Source organism: Pseudoduganella sp. GW821-FHT05F09 (assembly GCF_059419605.1).
The window spans coordinates 73,252-95,980 of record NZ_JBWKSD010000001.1 but is presented as its reverse complement, the minus strand read 5'-3'; the positions used below and the strand labels follow the sequence as shown (position 1 = coordinate 95,980).

At 67.8% G+C, this 22,729-nt stretch carries 15 protein-coding genes; 10 read left to right on the top strand and 5 right to left on the bottom strand.

The features are described 5' to 3' along the window. Window positions 1-206: 206 nt before the first annotated feature. Window positions 207-2,657: a TonB-dependent receptor gene (locus tag AC07S4_RS00325; protein WP_494984698.1), complete on the top strand. Its 2,451-nt coding sequence runs from the start codon at window positions 207-209 to the stop codon at window positions 2,655-2,657. A gap of 158 nt (window positions 2,658-2,815) precedes the next feature. Continuing rightward, complete coding sequence (locus AC07S4_RS00320) at window positions 2,816-4,795, top strand: phosphocholine-specific phospholipase C (protein ID WP_494985577.1); 1,980 nt, start codon at window positions 2,816-2,818, stop codon at window positions 4,793-4,795. On the opposite strand, the gene AC07S4_RS00315 is transcribed toward AC07S4_RS00320, so the two are convergent. The 4 genes from AC07S4_RS00315 to AC07S4_RS00300 form a co-directional block, all read right to left on the bottom strand. Beyond that, window positions 4,770-6,110 carry an MFS transporter gene (locus AC07S4_RS00315; protein ID WP_494984697.1) on the bottom strand — a complete coding sequence of 447 codons (1,341 nt, stop codon included), beginning with the start codon at window positions 6,108-6,110 and terminating at the stop codon, window positions 4,770-4,772. The genes AC07S4_RS00320 and AC07S4_RS00315 overlap by 26 nt on opposite strands. A gap of 175 nt (window positions 6,111-6,285) precedes the next feature. Beyond that, window positions 6,286-7,503 (bottom strand): glycoside hydrolase family 88 protein, encoded by a 1,218-nt coding sequence (locus tag AC07S4_RS00310; RefSeq protein ID WP_494984696.1) that lies wholly within the window; start codon window positions 7,501-7,503, stop codon window positions 6,286-6,288. 76 nt (window positions 7,504-7,579) lie between these two features. After that, entirely contained in the window at window positions 7,580-8,641 is a 1,062-nt protein-coding gene (locus AC07S4_RS00305; RefSeq protein WP_494984695.1) for a LacI family DNA-binding transcriptional regulator, read from the bottom strand. A gap of 124 nt (window positions 8,642-8,765) precedes the next feature. Next, a complete protein-coding gene (locus AC07S4_RS00300; protein WP_494984694.1) occupies window positions 8,766-9,932 on the bottom strand; it encodes a glycoside hydrolase family 88/105 protein in 1,167 nt (388 codons plus the stop codon). Between the two features lie 222 nt (window positions 9,933-10,154). Between AC07S4_RS00300 and AC07S4_RS00295 the strand changes: the two genes are divergently transcribed. From AC07S4_RS00295 to AC07S4_RS00265, 7 genes are read left to right on the top strand one after another with little or no spacing between them, the layout of a single operon-like run. Beyond that, on the top strand, window positions 10,155-11,324 hold the full coding sequence (locus AC07S4_RS00295) for an SIS domain-containing protein (protein ID WP_494984693.1): 1,170 nt from the start codon (window positions 10,155-10,157) through the stop codon (window positions 11,322-11,324). After that, a complete protein-coding gene (locus tag AC07S4_RS00290; protein ID WP_494984692.1) occupies window positions 11,311-12,276 on the top strand; it encodes an ROK family protein in 966 nt (321 codons plus the stop codon). The genes AC07S4_RS00295 and AC07S4_RS00290 overlap by 14 nt, the downstream gene beginning before the upstream one ends. After that, the gene (locus AC07S4_RS00285; RefSeq protein WP_494984691.1) at window positions 12,276-13,571 is read left to right on the top strand and encodes a D-tagatose-bisphosphate aldolase, class II, non-catalytic subunit; all 1,296 of its coding nucleotides are present in this window, start codon (window positions 12,276-12,278) and stop codon (window positions 13,569-13,571) included. Before AC07S4_RS00290 ends, AC07S4_RS00285 begins: the two co-directional genes overlap by 1 nt. After that, window positions 13,565-14,401, top strand: a complete 837-nt coding sequence (locus AC07S4_RS00280; RefSeq protein WP_494984690.1) for a DeoR/GlpR family DNA-binding transcription regulator — start codon at window positions 13,565-13,567, stop codon at window positions 14,399-14,401. The genes AC07S4_RS00285 and AC07S4_RS00280 overlap by 7 nt, the downstream gene beginning before the upstream one ends. Before the next feature lies 1 nt (window position 14,402). Continuing rightward, window positions 14,403-15,524, top strand: coding sequence for an N-acetylglucosamine-6-phosphate deacetylase (locus AC07S4_RS00275; RefSeq protein ID WP_494985576.1), 1,122 nt, complete (start codon window positions 14,403-14,405; stop codon window positions 15,522-15,524). Then, window positions 15,505-17,349, top strand: coding sequence for an MFS transporter (locus AC07S4_RS00270; RefSeq protein ID WP_494984689.1), 1,845 nt, complete (start codon window positions 15,505-15,507; stop codon window positions 17,347-17,349). Before AC07S4_RS00275 ends, AC07S4_RS00270 begins: the two co-directional genes overlap by 20 nt. Beyond that, window positions 17,346-18,056, top strand: coding sequence for a PEP-CTERM sorting domain-containing protein (locus AC07S4_RS00265; RefSeq protein WP_494984688.1), 711 nt, complete (start codon window positions 17,346-17,348; stop codon window positions 18,054-18,056). Before AC07S4_RS00270 ends, AC07S4_RS00265 begins: the two co-directional genes overlap by 4 nt. A 15-nt stretch (window positions 18,057-18,071) precedes the next feature. On the opposite strand, the gene AC07S4_RS00260 is transcribed toward AC07S4_RS00265, so the two are convergent. After that, window positions 18,072-21,014 carry a polysaccharide lyase family 8 super-sandwich domain-containing protein gene (locus AC07S4_RS00260; RefSeq protein ID WP_494984687.1) on the bottom strand — a complete coding sequence of 981 codons (2,943 nt, stop codon included), beginning with the start codon at window positions 21,012-21,014 and terminating at the stop codon, window positions 18,072-18,074. Between the two features lie 188 nt (window positions 21,015-21,202). Between AC07S4_RS00260 and AC07S4_RS00255 the strand changes: the two genes are divergently transcribed. Continuing rightward, window positions 21,203-22,720, top strand: a complete 1,518-nt coding sequence (locus AC07S4_RS00255) for a sulfatase family protein (RefSeq protein WP_494984686.1) — start codon at window positions 21,203-21,205, stop codon at window positions 22,718-22,720. Window positions 22,721-22,729: the final 9 nt, after the last annotated feature.

The window sequence follows — 22,729 nt, the reverse complement described above, 5'->3', positions numbered from 1 at the left end:
CCAGGTGTGACGGGAATCTGTCGTTTTTCGCGCAAGCATATGAAAATTTCTTGTGACGGGCGAAAATGACTGATATCGTTATCACATCAACGCAGCGCTCACCGCTGTGTTTTTTAGGACGACGACTGATAACGTTCTCACAAATAAGGGAAGCCAGGCGCCCCGCAACTGGCAAGCACATGTTAAATTTCGACCGAGGAGAGTACATGAACACGAATAAACAGCATCCAGCCGCCGCCACAGCAAAATACGCGGTGCGGCCTGTCGTAGCTGCCGTTGCCCTGGCCATGGCCAGCCTGGCCCAAGCCCAGCAAGCAGCCCCCGCAAACAAGGACGAAGTCAAACTGGAAACCGTGGTTGTCACCGCCAACAAGCGCGCCCAGAACCTGCAGGACGTGCCGATGGCGATCACCGTCCTGAACGACGCCGTCCTGCAGCGCAACAACGTCAAGGACTTCGACGACCTGCCCGCCCTGTCGCCTGCGCTCAGCATTTCCTACAGCACCCAGCCGGGCAACTTCAGCATCAATATGCGCGGCATCGGCACCTACTCCCTCGGCATCGGCGTGGAGTCGGACGTGTCCATCATCATCGACGACGTGCCCTACGCCATGCAGGCCAACGCCTTCAAGGACCTGGCGGACGTGAACCGCATCGAAGTGCTGAAAGGCCCGCAAAGCACGCTGTTCGGCAAGAGCTCGATCGCCGGCGCGGTCAATATCAGCACCAAGCCCATCGACAGCATCTGGAAAACCAAGGCTTCCACGCTGCTGACCAGCGACGGCGAATGGCGCGCCAGCACCTCGGTTTCCGGCGCCCTGAGCGACACCGTGCGCATGCGCCTGGCGGCGGGCAAGACCAGCTTCGGCGGCGTAGTGAAAAACCTCTACGACGGCGGCAAGCTGAACGGCTCGCGCGACACCAACCTCTCCGGCAAGCTGGAATGGACCCCGGACGACAACTGGACCGTGGTGTTCTCGCCGCGCGCCAGCAAATTCACCAAAGCCTGCTGCGTGCAACCGTTCAACTCCATGTCGAACTTCGCCGGCGCGGTGTACAACCTGAACAACGGCACCACCTACGCGGCCGGCAACTATATGCCCGCCTCGCAGGTACTCAAAGGCATCGTGCCCGGTCCGGACAATGTCTCGGTGCGCAACGACTATCCGGCCGGCGGCAAGGCGCGCGACGTGGGCGCTGGCCTGAAGGTAAGCTATGCCTTCGGCGACGACAGCGTGCTGGCCAAGCACACGCTGACCTCCATCACGTCCTGGTCGCACTACAAGATGAACGACTACCAGGATGGCGACGCCACCGACAGCGACGTGCTGGGCAAGGCGCTGATCAGCAATAAACTGATCGGCGTGAGCGGCGGCTTGTACCAGTACGGCCTGTTCGACGTGAAAGCCAAGACGCAGGAACTGCGCCTGACTTCGCCGGACAAAGGCGGCGTGCGCTACGTGGCCGGCCTGTGGTACGGCAAGAACGAACTGGCGCGCGAACTGACCCGCGCACCGGTCACCACCTATGTCACCGACTACGGCGCCACCGCCTACAACACCAACTACGCCATCTTCGGCCAGGGCAGCTTCGACCTGACGCCGCAGACCAGCGTGGTGGCGGGCCTGCGCTACAACAAGGAAGACACCGGCTACTCCTTCAGCCGCTACAACCCGCCGCCGGCCACCAGCCGCGTGCTGACCGAGTACTTCCAGAGCGACGACACCGAGAAAAAGGCCACCGGCAAGATCGGCCTGGAACACCGCCTCGACCCGGCCACCATGGCTTACGCCACCTACTCCACCGGCCACAAGGGCAAGGCCTATGACCTGACCAGCTCCTTCAACGCCGCCATCGCCAAGACCCAGCCTGTGCCGGGCGAAAACGCCAAGAGCATCGAAGCCGGCGTGAAAATGAGCCTGCTGAACAACCGCATGTCCCTGGACTTGGCGGTGTTCCGCACCAACTTCACGGGCTTCCAGCAATCGGCCGGCTTCACCGACCCGGACGGCATTTTCCGCACCACGCTGCACAGCATCGGCGGCCTGCGCACCAGCGGCTTCGAGTCCGACATGAACTGGCGCGTATCGCGCGAGCTGCTGCTCAACGGCTCCTTCGGCTACACCAAGGCCATCGTCACCGACTTTGAAAACGGCCCTTGCTACAGCGTGCTCAATGCCGCCGGCACCGGCACCACGCCGGGCGGCAACTGCGCAGCCAGCGCGAAGTACAACAACACCAACGTGGCCAACCTGGCGGGCAAAACCCTGCCCAACGCACCGAAGTTCAAGGTGAACCTGGGCGGCCAGTACGACATCCTGACCGACCGCAGCTACAACGGCTTCGTCACCACGGCCTTCCGCTGGCAGAGCAAGACCCAGTTCAACCTGAACCAGGACCCGATGACCGAACAAGGCGGCTACGGCATCGTCAACCTGGGCGCCGGCATCAAGGACAAGAAGGACGGCTTCAAGCTGAGCTTCATGGTCAACAACCTGTTCAACAAGTCCTACGCCACCGGCCTGGCCAACACCTGGGTGAACGGCACCTGGAGCGCCAAGGCGCCGAATCCGGTCGCGGCGGTGAATACCACCAGCTGGACCCCAGCCCGCGACTATCAGCGCTACTTCTCGGTCCGCGCCGACATGCAGTTCTGACGCGGTTATGATGCAGTAGCGATGTAAAAGTTTCACTCTCCGGGAGAGTTTCTCCCGCTGGGCGTACCGGTTCTCCGTGTACGCCCTTTTTTGATAAGGAGACCGCCGTGCCGCAACACCGCCGCCGCTTCCTGGGCCAGGCTCTGGCCGCAGGCTTGATGGGAACCATGCCGCCGCTGCTGCGCCAGGCGCTGGCGGTGCCTGCGCACCGCGACAGCGGCACGCTGCAGGACGTGCAGCATGTGGTGATCCTGATGCAGGAGAACCGCTCTTTCGACCACTACTTCGGCACCCTGCCCGGCGTGCGCGGCTTCGGCGACCGCTTCACCATACCGCTGCCAGGCGGGCGTACCGTCTGGCAGCAGCACAATGGCCGCCGCACCGTCATGCCCTACCACCTGGACCAGGAGGCCGGCAACGCCCAGTGCGCGCTGGACCTGCCGCACACCTGGCCGGACGCGCAAAGCGCCTGGAACGAGGGCCGCATGGGCTACTGGCCCCGCTCCAAGACCGACGCATCGATGGCCTACTACACGCGCAAGGAACTGCCCTTCCAGTTCGCGCTGGCCGAAGCCTTCACCTTGTGCGACGCCTACCACTGCTCGCTGCAGGGCGGCACCAATCCCAACCGCCTGTATATGCTGACCGGCACCAACGACCCCACCGGCGCCTGCGGCGGCCCCGCCATCGACAACCGCATGGAAGGCCTGGGACCGCCCGAGCAGGGCTTCACCTGGACCACCTACGCTGAGCGCCTGGAACAGGCCGGCGTAAGCTGGAAGGTCTACCAGGACATGGACGACAACTACGACTGCAATCTGCTGACAGTATTCCGCAGCTTCCGCGAAGCGCACCAGAACCGTCCCAACGCGCTGGCCGAAAAAGGCCTCACCACCAACCTGCGCAACGCGACCTTGCAGGGCCTGAAGGACGACGTGCTGGCGGGGCGACTGCCGCAGGTGAGCTGGATCGTCCCGCCGCGCCTGTACTGCGAGCATCCGGGGCCGTCCACGCCGGTTCAGGGCGGCGCCTACACGCAGATGGTGCTGGAAGCGCTGCTGGCCGATCCGGCCGTGTGGAGCAAGACCGTGTTCCTGCAAATGTACGACGAGAACGACGCCTTCTTCGACCACGTCCCGCCGCCCGCCGCGCCCTCGCTCCAGCGCGACGGCAGCCGCGCCGGCAAATCCACCGTGGACTACACGGCCGAATGCCACGCGGTCAACTGGCTTTACGGCCTGGGACCGCGCGTACCCATGCTGGTGATTTCCCCCTGGAGCAAGGGCGGCTGGGTCAATTCGCAGGTGTTCGACCACACGTCCATCCTGCGCTTCCTCGAGACGCGTTTCGGCGTGGCCGAACCCAACATCAGCCCGTGGCGGCGCGCCGTGTGCGGCGACCTGACCAGCTGCTTCGACTTCCGCGCGCCGGACGCCGCGCCGCCGGCGCTGGCGCCGCGCAGCCAGGCCTGGGCCGACGCCTGGCGCCGCGAACAGCGCGCGCGCGGCGGCATCGAAGTGCCGCCTGAATCCAGCCAGGGCGTGCCGCGCCAGCCTGCGGGAGAGCGCCCTTCGCGCGCCCTGCCTTACAGCCTGGAGCTCCAGGCCGGCATCGCCGAGGGCGCGCAGCGCGCCGTGGCGCTACAATTCATCAACAGCGGCGCGGCGGGCGCGGTCTTCCACGTGTACGACAAGCTGCACCTGGACCGCATTCCGCGCCGCTACACGGTGGAAGCGGGCAAATCGCTGCAGGACCTGTGGACGCCCGCGCCGGCCGACCAGGGCAAGTACGACTTATGGGTGCTGGGGCCGAACGGTTTCCACCGCCAGCTGCAGGGCGCCGTCGACGCGGACGCGCTGGACATGGCGCTGGAAGCCTACGGCAACGGCCTGCGGCTAAGCCTGCGCAACGGCGGCACGGCCGCGTGCGAGGTGGCGCTGCGCAAGCTCGCCTATGGCGCCGCGCCGGTGCAGCTGCGCACGCTCGAACCGGGCGAAAGCGCGCGCATCCTGCTGCCGCTGGAAGCGCAGCGCTACTGGTACGACTACAGCGTGCAAAGCGGCGGCTGGACGCGGCGCTTCGCGGGCCGGCTCGAGACCGGACGCCATGGCGTCAGCGATCCTGGGATGGGGACGTAAAACCGGCGCGCCGGAACAGCCGCAGCACGCCGTACCACAGGCCCGCCCCGGCCAGCGCCACCAGGCCGGCGGCCAGGAACATCAGGCGAAAATCGCTGCCGCTCCAGTCCAGCGCTGCGCCCATCGCCAGCGTGAACACCATCGCCAGCAGCGCCGTCACGGAGGCGGAAAACGCCGCCAGTTCGGAAAAGCGCGCGCGCGGCAGCAGCGACGGCAGCAGCGCGGCGGTGCCGGTGAGGAAGGCGCCCGCCAGCACGCCGTGCACCACGAACCAGATCAGGAAGGACGTGCGCCCCACCACCAGGAACCAGGCGCCCAGCATGCACAGCGCATACAGCGTCAGCGCCGCGAAGCCCACCCGCAAAGGATGGACGCGGTCAGCCAGCCAGCCCAGCGGCAGCGCGAACACGATGGAGATGCAATACGTGAGCGCCACCGCGTGGCCGAAACTGCTGCGGTCCACGCCGAACTGGCTGATGGCGTTGTAGCTGTTGATATTCACCGGCAGCAAACTGGTGGTGGCCATGCCCAGCGCCGCGAACAGCAGCACATAGAACCAGGGCGCTTCGCCGCCGGGCGCGCGCAAGCGGCCCAGCCCCGGCGGCGCCGCCAGCGCGCTGGGCGGCGGGCATTCCGGCTCGCGCACGCAGGCGCACAGGAGGGCGAAGCCGCCCAGGTAAACGGCGGCAATGGCCAGCATGACCTGGCGCGCCACCGATGGCAGGTCGTTGCCAAACACCACATAGAAAAAGGCCGCGCCCACCGCCAGGCTGACAATGCGGAACAGGCCGAAGAAGCGCCCCAGCATGGGCTTGGGCACGGTGTCGTTGACGAGGGCGATGAACAGCGCGTTGCTGGTGATGCTGAGCAGCTCGAACAGCGCCCAGAACGCGCCCATGCAGGCGATCACCGTCTCGCGGCGGAATGCGGGATCGATGCCGAACCAGGCCACGACGGCGTCCGCCAGCGTTTCGCTATAGGCCAGCCCCACCAGGGCGCCGGACAGCAGCGGCGCGCCGCACAGCAGAAAGGGGATGCGCCGCCCCAGGCGGGTGCGGGTACGGTCGCTCCAGGCGCCAACCAGGGGACCGAACAGCAGCGACAGCATGGCGGGCAAGGCGCCGAACAGCACGTTGAGCAGCACCGGGTTCTGGCTGAACTCGCGCAGCTGGGCTTTCACTACTTCCTGCACCGCGCGCTCCTTGAGCGACCACGCCAGGTCGCCCATCAGGAGGAAAAAATACAGGGGCAGCAGCGACAGCAAGCCGGCGGCAAGCAGCGGCGGCGCTTGCCGCAAAAGGACTTTCTGGCCCACCCTACCTCCCCGCTTCCGGCGCTCGCGCATTTATCACATCCGCCGGACCTTCGGTACCGTGGCACGCTAATGACTTGTAGCATGCTAGCCGATTTGGACACTCAGCGGTAGCAGCCGGGCGTGAAACTTACCGCATTTTACACATCAAGACACGGCACTGTATCTGTCCACAGCCTCAGGCGCTGGCATGCCTGGGCTGCGCCGCTGCGCTGCCGCCCCAATAGCTGCGCCAGCCGGCGTTGACACGCGCCAGCGCTTCCAGATAGTAGTAGTCGCCCCACAGATTGGCTTCGTCCACGCCGCGCCCTTCGGGGTAGCTGTACACGCCGTGCAGCAGCAGGCCACGGCCCGGGCCCGGCGGCGCGGCGCAGCCGGCGGCCAGGCCTTGCAGCATGTGCAGCGCCGTTTCGCGGTAGTGCCGGCTGCGCGCCCCCGGCGGCAGCTGTTCCGCCAGCTCCAGCAGGCCGCACACGGCAATGGCGGAAGCGGAACTGTCGCGCTGCTCGCCGCCGCGCCAGTCCAGCGCCAGATCCCACTGGCACACGCCGTCGTCCGGCAGGTGCGCCAGCAGGTGGTCGGCCATGCGGCAGGCGGCGTCCAGCGCGCCCTGTTCGGGCGCGTGGCGGTGGTTCAGCGCCAGCCCGTAGACGCCCCAGGCCTGGCCGCGCGCCCAGCAGGAATCGCTGCCGTGGCCTTGCACGGTGCTGATGCGCAGCGCTTCGCCGGTGTCCAGATCGATATGGCAGCTGTGGGCGCTGGAGCCGTCCGGGCGCAGCAGCAGCGCCAGCGTGCGCGCCAGGTGGGAGCGCGCCGCGTCGCCGTAGCGCGCGTCGCCGCTCTCGGCGCTGGCCCAGTGCAGCAGCGGCAGATTCATCAGCGTGTCGATGATGATGCGGCCCTGGTCGCGCTGGTCGCTGCGGTCGCCTATCCGGCCCCAGGCCTGGATCACGCCGGCCGCCGGCAGGAAGCGCTCGGCAAGCACCTGCGCCGCGCCCAGCGCCAGCGCGCGGTGGCGCCCTTCGCCGGTGATGCCGAAGGCTGCCACCGACGGCCCGTACAGGAAGCCCAGGTCGTGGTGGTCCAGGTCGGTGTGCAGCGCCACGCGGGAAGCAAAGCTCGCGTGCTGGCCTTGCGCCCACTGCCTGAACACGCTGCGCCCGCTCAGTTCATGCGCCAGCCAGCCCATGCCGGTCCAGAAGCCGGTGGTCCAGCCCACGTTGGCGCCTTCCGGGAAGCCGGGCGCCCGGCGCAGGCGGTACACGCCGTCCGTGGCCGTGTCGTCGGGAAAGCCGGCGCCGTAGCCCACGGCGTGGCGCTCCAGCTGCGCCAGCGCCGCGGCCTGCGCATCCTGGAACAGGCTGGCCTGCGCCGCGCTGACTGCTGTGTTGGTCACATTGCCACCATGTTGAGATATCGTTATCATATTAATTCACAAAAAAGCGGCCATCCATACCGGCCGCTGCCCGTCCTCAGGCCTGCTTGCGCGTTCTCGCCTTGCTCTTGCGCGCGGGCGCTTCCGGACCCGGTCCGGTCGACTCGCGGATGATGAATTCGCTGGGGAATTCAATGCGCTGGCGCCGGCCCGGCTGGGACTGGATACGGCGCATCAATTCCTGCACGGCAGCCTGCGCCATCGGCGCCACCGGATGCCGCAAGGTTGTCAGCCCCGGCTGCACCACGGCCGAACCGGCCATGTCGTCGAAGCCGATCACCGACACGTCCTGCGGAATGCGCAGCTCTTTTTCGCGCAGCGCGGCCATGCAGCCCAGCGCCATCGCGTCGTTGGCGGCGAAGATCGCGGTCGGCGGTTCGGCCAGCGCCATCAGCGCGCGCGCCGCTTCCGCGCCGGACTGCTCGTTGAAGTCGCCCTGTGCGACCAGCTGCGGGTCGCCGTCTATGCCGGCTTCCTGCAGCGCCGCGCGGTAGCCGCGCTCGCGCTCGTCGCTCTGGCCGGTGTAGGCGGTGCCGCGCACGAAGGCGATGCGGCGGTGCCCCAGTTCGATCAGGTGCGCCACCGCGTCGCGCGCGCCGTTCACATTGTCGCCGCGCACCACCGGCAAGGTGGTTTCCTGCTTGCAGTAGTTAATCATGACGATGGGGCTGGTGCTCGCCTCCAGCGTGCGCAGGTAATCGTCGCTCATGCGCGGCAGCACGTAGATCAGGCCGTCCCACAAGCCGTGCAGCAGCTGGCTGAGGCGCTTGCCCTTGCCGTCGCCCAGGTCGCCCAGCGAGTTGTAGATGAACATGTCCATCTCGTACTTGCGCACTTCCTCGCTGATGGCGGTGACGAAGCCGTTCACCACCGTGGACGCCAGATCGTTGACGACCACCCCGATCACATTGGTGCGGCCGCCCTTCATCATGCGCGCCAGCGCGTTCGGCGCGTAGCCCAGCTCCTGCGCGGCGGCTTGCACCTTGGCCCGGGTTTCATCCGATGCATAGCCCTCGCCGCTCAGCGCGCGCGAGGCCGTCATCACTGACACACCCGCTTTTTTGGCCACATCGACCAGGGTCACCGTCGATTTCTTCATTGCTGTCCTTTGGCTACTGATAACGATATCGGGCTTTTGGCCTCCACATCGGTTATTTTACCGGATTTGCAGTAAATACCACAGCACGGCCCGCAGGACACGCAGTTGCCGCCCAGCCGGCGCCCTACTTCTGCGCGCCGCGCGCCTGCATGCGGTGCAGCTCGCTGCCCGCCATCAGGAAGGCGCCCACACCGTACACATCGGTGGAGCCGGCGTCGAAGGCCTTGGGGTCTTCGCCGATAGGCTGCACGTGCGTCAGCTTGCCGGCCGCGTCCACGTTGGCCACCAGCGCGTCCCAGGCCTTGGCCACCGCCGGCGCGAAGCGCGCGCGGTCCAGTATGCCCTCGTTGACGCCGTAGGCCAGCGCGTAGGTATACAAACCGGTGCCGCTGGTTTCCTGCAGCGGGTAGCTGGCCGGATCCAGCAGGCTGGCGCGCCACATGCCGTCGCGCTGCTGCAGCGTCAGCAGCTTTTCGGACATCTCGGTGAACTGCTGCACAAAGCGGGCGCGCGACGGATGGCCGGCCGGCACGTATTGCAGCATGCGCACCAGGCCGCCCATCACCCAGCCATTGCCCCGGCCCCAGAACATCTTGCGGCCATTGGCTTCGCGCTGCTTGAAGAAGCGGCTGTCGCGGTAGTACAGGTGCTCTTCCTTGTCATACAGATAGTCCGAGGTGCGCCACCAGTTCGCCACCGCGAAGTCCAGGTAGCGGTGATCGCCGGTGGCGGCGGCCAGGCGCGCCCAGGCAGGCGGCCCCATGAACAGCGAATCGCACCAGGCCCAGCGGTGCAGCACGCCGGGCGTGATCCAGTTCAGGCTGCCTTCGCGCGGGTGGGCCAGCATGTAGTCGAACTGGGCGCGCATCGGGGCGATCATCTTCGGGTCGCGCAGTGTCAGATACAGCTCGGCGTAGGTCTGGCCGACGGCGTAGTCGTCCGCGTGGTACATGCTCGGGCCGAGCTTCCATTCGTTGCGCTGGCCCATGGAGACCATGGCGTCGCGGTAGCGGGTGTCGGCGGCGATGCCGGCCAGCGCCATCATGCCCGCGTCGCCGACCGCCTGGGTCCAGTCGTCCTCGGGATAGGTGCTGGGGTGGGCCAGCTGCCAGTCCGCCACGCGCTGCATGACCGCCAGCGTGGCGGCAGGCGTGACGGCGCGCTGCGCAGCCGGGGACGAGACAGGCGCATCGGCGGCCAGCGCCGCCGCCGGCGCGCCGGCCAGCAGCGCCAGGCCCAGGGCCGCGCCCAGCAGGCGGGCTGCGGACCGGGAAGGCAGGGTAGGTTTCATAGGGCGTCCTTTGTTGAGAGTTGGGAAGTTTGGGTATCTATGTTCCGCATCGCGGCAATGGTGCGTTAACGATACCACACCCATTTCCGGCAAAGCCAGCGTTTTTCTCTTCCTTTCTTCGTTTGCGCATTCGGACAACAAATCCGAAAGCGAAACTGGAAAAAACGATGGGTTAACGTTACCATCAATTCAATCAGTTCCACAATCGAACAGGAGAAATACATGACACAAGACTACGGCCTGGCCAGCGCACAATGGGAAACGCTGGGCGGACAGCACACGGCGCGCGAGATTGCGCAGCAGCCTGCGGTGTGGCGCCAGCTGGCCGCCGCACTCGCCAATGAAACGCAAAGCGAAGCCGCCGGCGCCTCCATCTCCACCGCAAACCGCGCCCGCCTGCACGCGCTGCTGGCCGATCCGGCGGCCCAGGCCATCCTGACCGGCGCCGGCACCTCTTCCTTTATCGGTGAACTGGCGGCGGACGGCCTCAACGGCGCCTGGCCGGCGCAGGTGCGTGCCGTCGCCACCACCAGCCTGCTGAGCCACCCCGCCCTGTATCTGGCGGCAGACAAGCCCCTGCTGCTGGTATCGTTCGCACGCAGCGGCAACAGCCCGGAAAGCCAGGCCGTGGTGGACCTGGTGCGCGCCAAGGCGCCGGGGGCGCTGTTCCTGCACATCACCTGCAACGCCGAAGGCGCGCTGGCGCGCGACGGTGACGGCCGCAGCGACACCATCACCCTGCTGCTGCCGCCGGCCACCTGCGACCGCAGCTTTGCCATGACCAGCAGCTTCACCACCATGCTGCTGGCCGCGCTGTCGCTGCTGGAACCGGCGCCGCTGGCGCAGGCGGCACAGCGCATCGAGTCCCTGGCGGTGCTGGCGGACCGCTGGCTCGACACGCTCGCACCCGAGTGGAGCCGGCTTGGCAGCCTGCCGCTGTCGCGCATCGTCTACCTGGGCGGCGCCGCGCTCGAAGGCCTGGCGCAGGAAGCGGCGCTCAAGGTGCTGGAGCTGACCGCAGGCCAGGTGCTGGCCATGCCCAACACGCCGCTGGGCTTCCGCCACGGCCCGAAATCCATGCTGAACCGGGACACGCTGGTGGTGCTGTTCCACAGCCAGGACGCCCACGCCCGCCTGTACGAGCACGACCTGCTGGCCGAGCTGCGGCGCGACCAGGTGGCGGGCCACGTGGCCGCCCTCGACGGCTCCGCGCTGGGCGCACCGGCCGGCCTGTCCGACGCCTGGCTGGCCGCCGCCTACGTGCTGCTGGCGCAAACGCTGGCGCTGCACCAGTCGGTGCGCCTCGGCCTCACCCCGGACAACCCTTTCCCCGACGGCACCGTGAACCGCGTGGTGCAAGGCGTGACGGTTTATGCCCATGACGCCATCTGACCACCCGGCTGCCGGCTACAGCTACGGCATCGACATCGGCGGCACCAAGATGGAACTGGTGGCGTGCGACGCGGAGCTGAACGTGCGCCTGCGCCGCCGCGTGCCCACGCCCGGCGGCGACTACGACACTTTCGTGGACGCGCTGGCCGCCCTGGTGCGCGGCGCCGACGAGGAGCTGGGCATGCGCGCGCCGGTGGGCCTGGGCGTGCCCGGCATCGTCGACGCGGCCAGCGGCAAGCACCTCAGCGCCAACGTGCCCTGCCTGACCGGACGGCAGCTGCTGCCTGTGCTGCAAGCCATGCTGGACCGCCCCATCGCCATGGGCAACGATTGCCAGTGCTTCGCGCTGTCGGAAGCGCATGGCGGCGCGGCGCAAGGCTACGCCAGCATGTTCGGCGTCATCATCGGCACCGGCGCAGGCGCGGGCTATGTGCTGGACGGCCAGCTGGTGCGCGGCCGCAACGGCATCGCCGGCGAATGGGGCCACTGGCCCATAGGCCCGGACCTGCTGCAGCGCTACGGCCTGCCGGTCTGGAACTGCGCCTGCGGCAGCAAGGCCTGCCTTGAATGCTACGTGTCCGGCACCGGCATGCGCCGCCTGCACCGGCACGCCATTGGCGGTGACGGCGAGGGTGCGGACGCGGAAACGCTGCTCGCGCAGCGCAGCGCAGGCAACCCCGTGGCGCAGCGCGTGGTGGCGCAGCACCTGGATCTGCTGGGCGCGGCCATCGCCCGCATCGTGCTGGCGTATGACCCGCACGCCATCGTGCTGGGCGGCGGCCTGTCGCGCATGCCGCACCTGTATGCCGAACTGGGGCAAGCGGCCAGCGCCCACCTGCTGCCCGGCCTTGCCGTGCCACCCATCCTGCCGCCCGTGTTTGGCGACGCCGGCGGCGCGCGCGGCGCGGCCCTGCTGGCGCGCCAGCCCAACCTCATAGCAAAGGAAAACTGATGTCCCAACTCCAAAACCTGATCCACGAACACCGCGCAGGCGCCGCCACCGGCATCGCCAGCGTCTGCTGCAGCAATGCCGAAGTGCTGCAGGCCGCCATCGCCGTCGCACTGGAACACGGCGGCCCGCTGCTGGTGGAATCGACCTCCAACCAGGTCGACCAGTTCGGCGGCTACACCGGCATGCGCCCGGCGGACTTTGTCGCCTACGTGCGCGAACTGGCCGGCGCCATGGCCTTCCCGCTGGACCGCCTGATCCTGGGCGGCGACCACCTCGGCCCCAACACCTGGCAGCACCTGCCGCCGGACCAAGCCATGTCGCACGCGCGCGCGCTGATCGCGGCCTACGTCGAAGCCGGGTTTGAAAAAATCCACCTCGATTGCAGCATGGCCTGCGCGGGCGACCCCTTCCCGCTGCCGGACGAGCTGGTGGCGGCGCGTTCCGCCGAACTGGCCGAAGTAGCCGAACGCGCAGCGGCCGGCGCCGGCCTGCCGCCACCGGTCTATGTCGTCGGCACCGAAGTGCCAGTGCCGGGCGGCGAGGCATCGCTCGAAGGCGGCATCCAGGTTACGCGCCCGCAAGCGGCGGCGGCCACGCTGGAGGCGCACCGCCTTGCATTCGCGCAGCGCGGCCTGGAAGCGGCGTGGCAGCGCGTGATTGCGCTGGTGGTGCAGCCCGGCGTGGACTTCGACCACAGCACCGTGCGCCATTATGCCCCTGCCGAGGCGGTGGAACTATCCGCCTTCATCCAGGACCACCCCGGCCTGGTGTACGAAGCCCACTCCACCGACTACCAGTCCGAGGACGCGCTGCACGCGCTGGTGCGTGACCATTTCGCCATCCTCAAGGTGGGGCCGGCCGCCACCCATGCGCTGCGCGAGGCGTGGTTCGCGCTGGCCACCATCGAGGACGAACTGCTGCCCATCGAGCAGCGTTCCCACTTCAAGGCCGTGCTGGAGCGCTGCATGCTGGAGCAGCCCGGCCACTGGAACAAGCACTATCCGGGCACGCCCAGCCAGCAAGCCACGCTGCGCCGCTACGCGCTGTCCGACCGCAGCCGCTACTACTGGCCTGCGGAGCCGGTGCAGCAGGCGCTGGCCACGCTGAAGGCCAATCTGGATGCGCGCCCGCTGCCGCTGCCCCTGCTCAGCCAATACCTGCCGGAACAGGCCGAACTGGTGAACGCCGGCCGCCTGGCCGCGCGCGCGGCGGACCTGGCGCGCCACAAGGTGGAACTGGTGCTGGCGCGCTATGCACGCGCTGCCCAACGCAACGCGGCGCAAGCGCCATGCTGAACTTCGCCCCCGCAAGCGGCGCCGCGCCGCAATACCACGGCAACACCACGGCGGGCTGCGAGGAAAGGCGCCAGCAGATCCTGCGCGCCTTGCGCGAGCAAGACAGCGTGCGCGTGCAGCGCCTGGCCCAGCGCCTGGGCGTTACGCCGGTGACGATACGGCTGGACCTGCGCGCGCTGGCGGACGCCGGCCTGGTGCTGCGCCAGCACGGCGGCGCGCGCCTGGCGCATTCCGCCCCGCCCGAGGCGCCGCTGGCCGAAAAGCGCCTGCAGCACCGCGACCGCAAGCAGCGCATCGCCGCGCGCGCGGCGGCGCTGGTTGCGCCCGGCGACAAGCTCATACTGGACGCGGGCAGCAGCACCTTGCAGCTGGCGCGCCTGCTGCCCTCGCGCGGCACGCTGACGGTGTTCACCAACAGCCTGCCCATCGCTTCCGAACTGGCGCACTCCAGCGACATCGACCTGATCGTCTCCGGCGGCGTGCTGCGCCACGCCTCCCAGTCGCTGCAAGGCAAGCAGGCCGAGGCCAGCCTGGACGGCTATGTATTCGACAAGCTGTTCCTGGGCGCGGACGGCATCGACACCGCCTTCGGCCTGTCCACCCATGACGCGGCCGACGCCAGCCTGAACGCCCGCATGACGGCCTGCGCGCGCCAGGTGATCGTGCTGGCCGACGCGTCCAAATTCGGGCGCATCTGCCTGAACCGCATTTGCACGCTCAAGCAAGTGGACACCATCGTCACCGACGCCAGCCTGGCGCCCGCCCTGCGCGAGCAGCTGGCCGCGCAAGGCATCACCGTCATCGTCGCGGAGGACGAGCATGGCAGCTGATATGCTGGAAGGCCGCATCCTCACCCCCGGCGGCTGGATACACGGCCGCCTGCACCACGGCCGCGACATCGTCGCCATCGAAGCCGACCACACCGCGCGCGGCGACCGCTGGATACTGCCCGGCTTCATCGACCTGCACGTGCACGGCGCGGGCGGCGTGGACATCATGCAGGGCGGCGACGCCGCGCAGACCGTGGCCCGGCTGCACGCGCGCCACGGCACCACCACGCTGCTGGCCACCACCATGACCGCCCCGCCCGAAGCGATAGCGCACGCGCTGCGCGGCGCCGGCGCGGCCATGGCCAGCCCCGCCCCGGATACGGCCCACATCGCCGGCGTGCACCTTGAAGGACCCTTCCTCAACATCGGCCGCCTGGGCGCGCAGCCGCCGCTGGTCACGCAGGGCACGCTGGAGCAAGTGCAGGCCTGGCATGCGCTGGCGCCCATCCGCGTGCTGACGCTGGCGCCGGAAGTGCAAGGCCACCTGCAGCTCATCCCCGAGCTGTGCGCCATGGGCATCCGCGTGCAGGCCGGCCACAGCGCAGGCACGTATGAAGACGGCGTGGCGGCGCTCGAAGCGGGCCTGGCCGGATTCACCCACCTGTTCAACGGCATGACAGGCTTGAACCAGTACGCACCCGGCATCGTCGGCGCAGCGCTGGCGCACGGCGAGTACGCTGAAATCATCCCCGACCTGCACCATGCCAAGCCGGGCGCGATACACGCCGCCATGCGCGCCATCCCGCGCCTGTACGCGGTGACAGACGCCACTTCCGCCACCGGCATGCCTGACGGCGCCTACATGCTGGGCAGCCAGCGCGTGATGAAGTGCGCGGGCTGCGTGCGCCTGGCCAGCGGCGACTCGCTGGCCGGCAGCGCGCTCACCATGGACCAGGCGCTGCGCAACCTGGTCGGCATCGGCCTGACGCTGGCCGATGCCAGCGACCGCGTGTCGCGCTTCCCCGCCGACTACCTCGGCATGCAGGACCGTGGCCGCCTCGCCCCCGGCGCGCGCGCCGACATCGTCGTGCTCGACGACGAATTGCAACTCCGTTCCGTGCTGCTGCACGGACGCCCCCTGGACCTCCAACAAGGAAAACACCATGCGCCCGTCCCCGCCTGAAAAACATGCAAGCCAAACCCGCTACCTGCTGGCCGTGGCCGGCCTTGGCGGCCTGCTGTACGGCATAGACGTCGGCATCATCGCCGGCGCCCTGCCCTATCTGGTATCGTCCGCCGCGCAGCTGTGGAAGCTGTCGGCGCAGCAGCTCGGCTTTGTGGTGGCGGCAGTGCTGCTGGGGTCCGTGCTGTCCTCGCTGGCCGCAGGCGCGCTGGCCGACGCCATCGGCCGCAAGGCCGGCATGCTGGTGGCGGGCCTGCTGTTCTCGGCCAGCATCCCCATGATCGCGCTGGCCGACGGCTACGTGCCGCTGCTGCTGGGGCGCCTGCTGCAAGGCGTCAGCGGCGGCCTGATCGGCGTGATCGTGCCGCTCTACCTGGCCGAATCGCTGCCCGCCGCCGTGCGCGGGCGCGGCACGGCGCTGTTCCAGCTGCTGCTCACCATAGGCCTGGTGGCGGCCGCGCTGATCGGCCTGGCCGTGGCGCAGCAGGTGGAAGCGGTCGCGCAGACCAATCCCGCCGGCCTGCCCGCCATGCAGGACGCCGCCTGGCGCCGCATCTTCTGGCTTAGCCTGGCGCCGGGACTGCTGTTCTGCGCGGGCGTGCTGGGCTTGAGCGAATCGCCGCGCTGGCTGCTGGGACGCGGACGCCGCGAGCAAGCCCTCGCCGCCCTGCGCCGCACCCGCACGCACGACGACGCCGACGCCGAACTGGCCGCCATCAGCGCGGCCACCGGCAACACCGCCGCCGGGGCCGGAGCTGGAGCCGGAGCTGGAACCGGAGTTGGAGCCACTGCGCCGGCCGCCGACCAGGGCAGCCTGCTGCAGCGCCGCTTTGTGCTGCCCTTCCTGCTGGCCTGCCTGATCCTGGCCTGCAACCAGGCCACCGGCATGAACTCGGTGCTGGCCTACTCCGTCAACATCCTCGAGCAAGGCGGCCTGGCGGGTTCGCAAGCCAACTGGGGCGACGTCGCGCTGAAACTGGCCAACGCTCTGGTGACCGTGGCCGCCGTGGTGCTGGTGGACCGCAAGGGCCGCCGCTTCCTGCTGATGCTCGGCTGCGGCGGCATTATCGCCTCCCTGTGCGCCGCCGGCGCCCTGTTCCTCGCCATGGACAACGGCAAAGCCGATATGCGCGCCGCGCTGGCGCCGCTGGCGAGGAACGAAGCGCTCGCGCTGGACGCACCCGCGCTGCGCGCTCTCGCAGGCAGCGACGCCTACCAGTTGGAGATCGCCTACAGCTACGGCCCGCTGACGCAAGTGCGCACGCTGCGCGCAGGCCAAGCGCTGAACATCGCCCCGCCCGCCGGCATCGAAGGCGACAGCGCGCTCGGCGCAGCCTTCCGCGCGCTGCACCTGAATCCCTTCCCCGACATGAGCCTGGCGCAAGGCGCGCCGCTGGTGATCGAACGCGCCCGCCTCGGCGCCCCGCCCACGCCCGCGCAAGGCTGGCTGCTGCTGGCCTGCCTGCTGGCGTTTGTGTCCAGCTTCGCGGTCGGTCCCGGCGTGTGCGTGTGGCTGGCGCTGTCCGAGCTGATGCCGAACCGCATCCGCTCCAACGGCATGAGCGTGGCGCTGCTGCTCAACCAGCTGGTATCGACTTCGATCGCCGCCGTCTTCCTGCCCACCGTGGGTCAGCACGGCTACGCCCCCATGTTCTTCGCCTGGGCCGGCTGCACGGTGGTGTACTTCCTGGCCGCCGCCTTCCTGCTGCCTGAAACGCGCGGCAAGACGCTGGAGGAAATCGGACGCTATTTCGAAGGCCGCGCCGGAGCAAAAGCCGCGCGGACGGAACACGTTGCCACCTACCCCACCGGAGACGCATCATGAAAAAACTGTTCGCCCTGATTCCACTGCTGGCCGCAACGCAGGTCCACGCCAGCGTGATGACGATTTCGCTCAACGACATCGGCACCTTCGCCGCGCTCAGGAACAGCAATACCGCCAGCACCTACGCGGGCACCGGCTACCTGGGCATGTACAGCAACGCCTGGGGCCACATACTGGGCGTGGAGCGCAGCAATTTGAGCCGCACCATTATGCAGGTCGACATCGGTGCGCTGGCGGGCAAGGCCATATCCAGCGCCGTGCTGTCGTTTGAACTCAAGGAGGGCGAGACCACGTCGCAGAACGGCACGCTGGTGGGCTTCGACGCCGACGCCAACGCAGGCAACCTTGCCTACAGCTGGAATGCCCCCGGCGCCAACTACGGCTCGGTGGTATCCACGCTGGCGGGACGCGCGGCCAGCTACTTCGACGTCACCTCCCTGCTGGCGGCCAGCCTGGCCGCGCACGACAGCTGGTTCGGCATGCACCTGCGCGGCTCCACCGTGGCGCAATGGACGGTGGCCAACAACGGCGCCTACGCGGCGGACCGCGCCAACATGGTCCTGACCATTAATTATCTGGACGCGGTGACCGTGCCGGAGCCGGCATCGCTGCTGCTGATGGGTGCGGGGATGGTGGCCTTGCTCGCGATGCGGCCAAAAAAAACCCGTCCCGGCGAAACGCCGGAACGGGCAAAAGGTTGCTCGTGAATTGCGGCTGTACTGTTACTGGTAAGTTATAACGAGCGTGGGACGGTAATTCGCGTTACCGTTCTCCTTTGTTCCATACTCCACCGACGAGGCGCTGCCGTAATTGGCGGCGCCCTCCACCTTCAGCGACAAGACCTTGCCGCCGCCCATCACGCCGCTGGCCGCCGCCGTCACATCAATCTCGACCGGCGTATTCGCCGCCGGCACTTCCCAGCTTCCCAGCAAGCCGCCGCTGGCCGGCATGGTGTTCCAGGTCACCGCGCCCTCGGTCCAATTGTCTGTGGCGGTCTGGTAAAGATTGTGCGTCACGCCAGCCATGCCCACCGAGGTCGGCGTCAGTTTCAGCTTGGCGCTGGTGACCGTGCCGCTGATGGAGGACAGGTCAAACTTCAGCAGCCCCTTGCGCGTATAGCTCACCGTCTCCTGCTTGACCACCATGCTCGCCGTGGCGCCATAGTTGGTGCTGGCGTAGGTGCCGTCACGCAGATACGCATCCGCAGCAGGCGCCAGCGCGGTCTTGTTGGTCAGCGCGAACTTGGCCTTGAAGGACTTGCCCAGCGAACCGTTGACGCTGACCGCAAGCTTGATGGTGGCCGCGCCCGGATTGAGGAAGGAAATGGCGTCGTCCTTGCTCACCAGGTTGCCGCTGCGGTTCAGCTCAAGGTTAATCAGGCCGGTATTGAGCTGGGTGGGATCGGCCACCGCCAGTTCCAGCTCGCTCCCCACCTGCCGCAGCGTAACCACCGAGCGCTTGTCGCTGGTGAGATACGGCTGGCCCGCCACGTTGACGGTCTTGGACGAATCAAACCAGTACACCACGCCCGTCACGCCCTGCGCATTGTCCCGCACCGCCGTGGCGGTGGTGGAGCGCTCGATCACGCTGATGGGATTGGCGGCGGCAAAGGCGGCCGTCTCCTCGGCGCTGCGGTTGGGCAGCAGGATGTAGGTGTACACCGCGTTGGTGGGATTGACGCCGTGGTTCAGCGCCAGGCTCAGGAAGTTGTTGCTGACCGTGGCCGTGCCGCCGTCGTCGTTGATGGCGCGCCACGTGCCGCTGCGGCTTTCCCTCAGCGCGTTCACGGCGGGCAGGTCGGGGAAGACATAGCCGATATCGGAGCCGTAGGACGTATTGCCCGCCAGGTGGGCCCATTGGGTGGCGGGCATGGCTTCGGACCAGGCCAGCGTGGCCGGCTTCGCGTTGGCCACGTCGTTGACGGTCAGCTGATTGTCGCCCGCGCCGTTCAGCAAGCGGTTCTCCACGATGGTCTCCACCGGCACGCCGTCGGTGCTGGTGATGCCGGTGCCGACGGCCACAATGCGGTCGCCAAACATGAACCACGCCTTCTTGCCCGACAAGGTGCTGGCCGTCGCGTTGGTCATTGCGAACTCCATGGCGGCGGTGGCGAACTCGCGGTTCAGTTCCGCGCCGCCGATGGCGTTCTTGGGGTTGCTGTAGTGCTTCCACGCCACCAGCGTGGCGTTGCTGCCGTCGGTCGTGGTGCCGGACAGGCGGCGCAGATTGACCGTGGGCCAGTAGTTGTAGGTGTACTGGGTCTGGTCGGCGTTATAGAGCTGCGTCATGCCGATGCCGGTCCACACGCCCAATTTGTTCTCTCCGTTGCCGAACTCGAAAGCGCTGATGCGCTTGGAGAACATGGACAAGGCAAAGGCATAGCCGTCGCGGCGGGATATGGCGCGGTCCGCCGACGCGAAGATGCGGGTTTCATTCCCTTCCGGCGCGGAAGGAATGCTGGCGTCATTCAGGATGGCTTTGATCAGCGCGATGTCGAACACCGGCACGCCAGCGCCGGACCACGGCGTGAAATAGCTGTCGCCAAAACTGCCGTCGCGCTCAACCCAGCCCTTGATCACGGACTTGAGCTGGAAGGCCTGCGGCTCCGGCAAGACCTGCGCCAGCTCGGCCAGCGAGTTGATGGTGGAGCGTCCGGTCAGATGGTCCGACGTGCCCTGGCGCGAGATGCTGCGGCCGCGCTGGTTGTCCATCATGGCGCCGTCGAAGATGAACGGGCGGTAGGCGTTCATCGCCCAGTCAAAGGGATTGAGGTAATTGGGGTCCGAGCTGATGGACCAGGGCGTATCGTTGAGCAGGTAGTACAGCTTGGTGATGTCGGCCAGCAGCACGGTGCCATAGGCGCCCACATAAGGCGTGTTGGTGTGCTGGATAAAGCTGCCGTCGACGTAATAGCCGTCGCCCTTGGCGACATAGGCCAGCGCGGCGGGGATGGCGTCGCGCCCGGCCGCGATCTTCGAGCTGTCCTTGCCCACTATGCCGCGCAGCACCGCGCCCAGCGCCTTGTCCAGCCGGTTGGCGGACACCTCCTCGATGGCGTTGGCGGCGATGGTGCCATCCATGCTGGCGCGCTTGACCGGCGTGGGCGTGTAGTGGTCCATCGCGGCGACGCAGGCCGCGATGCGCGCCGGCGTCAGCAGGCTGTAGTTCGACAGCATGAAGGTGTTCAGGTTGGCCGGCGTGCCTATCTGCCAGTCCCACCAGTTGTCGTAGCCGGTGCCGGTGGCCGAATAGCCATGCTCGATCAGCCAGTCCAGGCTCTCCAGCGTGGCCTGCAGCACCTCGGCGCTCTGGTAGTAAGGCGAGCTGGCAGACTTGTAGGCCGCCATGAGCGCGCTCAGGCGGGCCACGCTGGCGGTAATGTTGGCCGACACCGTGCCCAGCGGCAGATCCGGCCACAGCGCAGTGCGGTCCGGCGCCTGGTTCAAGGTGGTCCAGTAGCGCTCTGTGCCGCTGCTGCTGTTGGCCGCCTGCATGGCCACGTCGGGATCGTCGGCCGCCAGCGGCGGGGCACTGGCGGCGCGGTTAAGCCACTTGGTGCGCAGGTCGTCGTACACGTCGGCGCGGGCCGGGGCGGCGGTCAGGCCGGCATGCAGCAGCAGGGCCAGCAGCAAGCCGGGGCGCCGCGGACGGAAAGCGAGATTCATGTGTTTCTCCAATGTGTGCGCAACCAGGATTATTTTTATAAGTTAACGTTATCACCCAAATACGTACAGGCGCAATCGAAAAACCCGCGCGCCGTTTGCCGGCCACAACAAACCGCAGTTGCAACGCGATCGGCAAAGTGATAACGTTAACTCACGCCCTTGCGCCCAACTTTTCAAAGGACACCAGCATGACCGCAAAACGCCGCGACTTCATCAAACAGCTGGCCGCCGCCGGCGGCGCCATGCTGGCAGCGCCAGCCCAGCCCGCCGCACCGGGCAAGCCGCGCAAGCCGGGCAAGGGCCGGCCGCCCAACCTGCTGCTGGTTTTCCCGGACGAAATGCGGGCGCAAGCGCAGCAATTCATGCAGGCCGATCCCGTGCTCACCCCCAATATCGACCGCTTCGCCCGCGAGGCGCGCGTGCTGCGCGAAGCCGTGTCCAACTACCCGCTGTGCACGCCCGCGCGCGGCATGCTGATGACGGGCCAATACGCCATCCGCAACGGCATGACGGGCAACTGCCACGACTACGGCGCCCTGGTCGGCATCGACCTGTCGCGGCATGCGCTGTGCTGGTCCGACATCCTCAAAGCCGAGGGCTATGCCACCGGCTACATCGGCAAATGGCACCTGGACGCGCCGCACGCGCCCTACGTCGACAGCTACAACAACCCGCCCCACGGCATGAAATGGAACGAATGGACGCCCCCGGAGCGCCGCCACGGCTTTGATTACTGGTACTCCTACGGCACCTACGACCGCCACCTGACGCCCATGTACTGGAGCAGCGAAAGCACGCGCGACACGCCGCTGCACATCCGCCAGTGGGGTCCCGAACACGAAGCCGACAAGGCCATCGGCTACCTGAAAAACGAAGGCGGCAAGCTGCGCGATCCCGCCAAGCCCTTCGCGCTGGTGGTCTCGATGAACCCGCCGCACAGCCCCTACGACCAGGTGCCGCAGCGCTACCTGGACATGTACGCGGGCCAGAGCGCCAGGGAGCTGAACCGCAGCCCGGCGGTGAACTGGGACAAGGCCTACGCGGCGGGAGCGGGCCCGCAGCACGCGCAGGCCTACTTCGCCATGGTCAGCGGCGTGGACGAACAGTTCGGCCGCATCCTGCAAACGCTGGACGAGTGCGGTCTGCGCGACAACACCCTGGTGGTGTTCTTCTCCGACCACGGCTGCTGCCTGGGCGCGCATGGCGAGGTCAGCAAGAACAACTACTACGAAGAATCGATGCGCATCCCGATGATGCTGCGCCTGCCCGGCGTGGTGCAGGCCGGCATGGACGACATGCTGATGTCGCTGCCGGACCTGTATCCCACCATGCTGGGCCTGCTCGGACTGGAGGGCAAGATACCCGCCACGGTGGAAGGCAGCGACCTGTCCCGGCGCATGCGCACCGGCAAAGGCGACGGACCGGCATCGCAGCTCTACATGTACATGCCCTACGGCGCCAACGCCTTCGGCAAGCGCGGCGTGCGCACCGCGCAATACACGCTGTCCGTAGAGCGCCGGGACAAAAAGCCGCTGCAATACGTGCTGTTCGACCGCAAGGCCGACCCGCACCAGCTCAACAACATCGCCCCCGCCAACATGGCGCTGGTGCAGGACCTGGTCGAGCGCGAGCTGCAGCCCTGGCTCGAGCGCACCGGCGACCCCTGGCGCCCCGCCCCGTTCGACACCAGCGGCCGCGCCAGCTAATGCACTCAC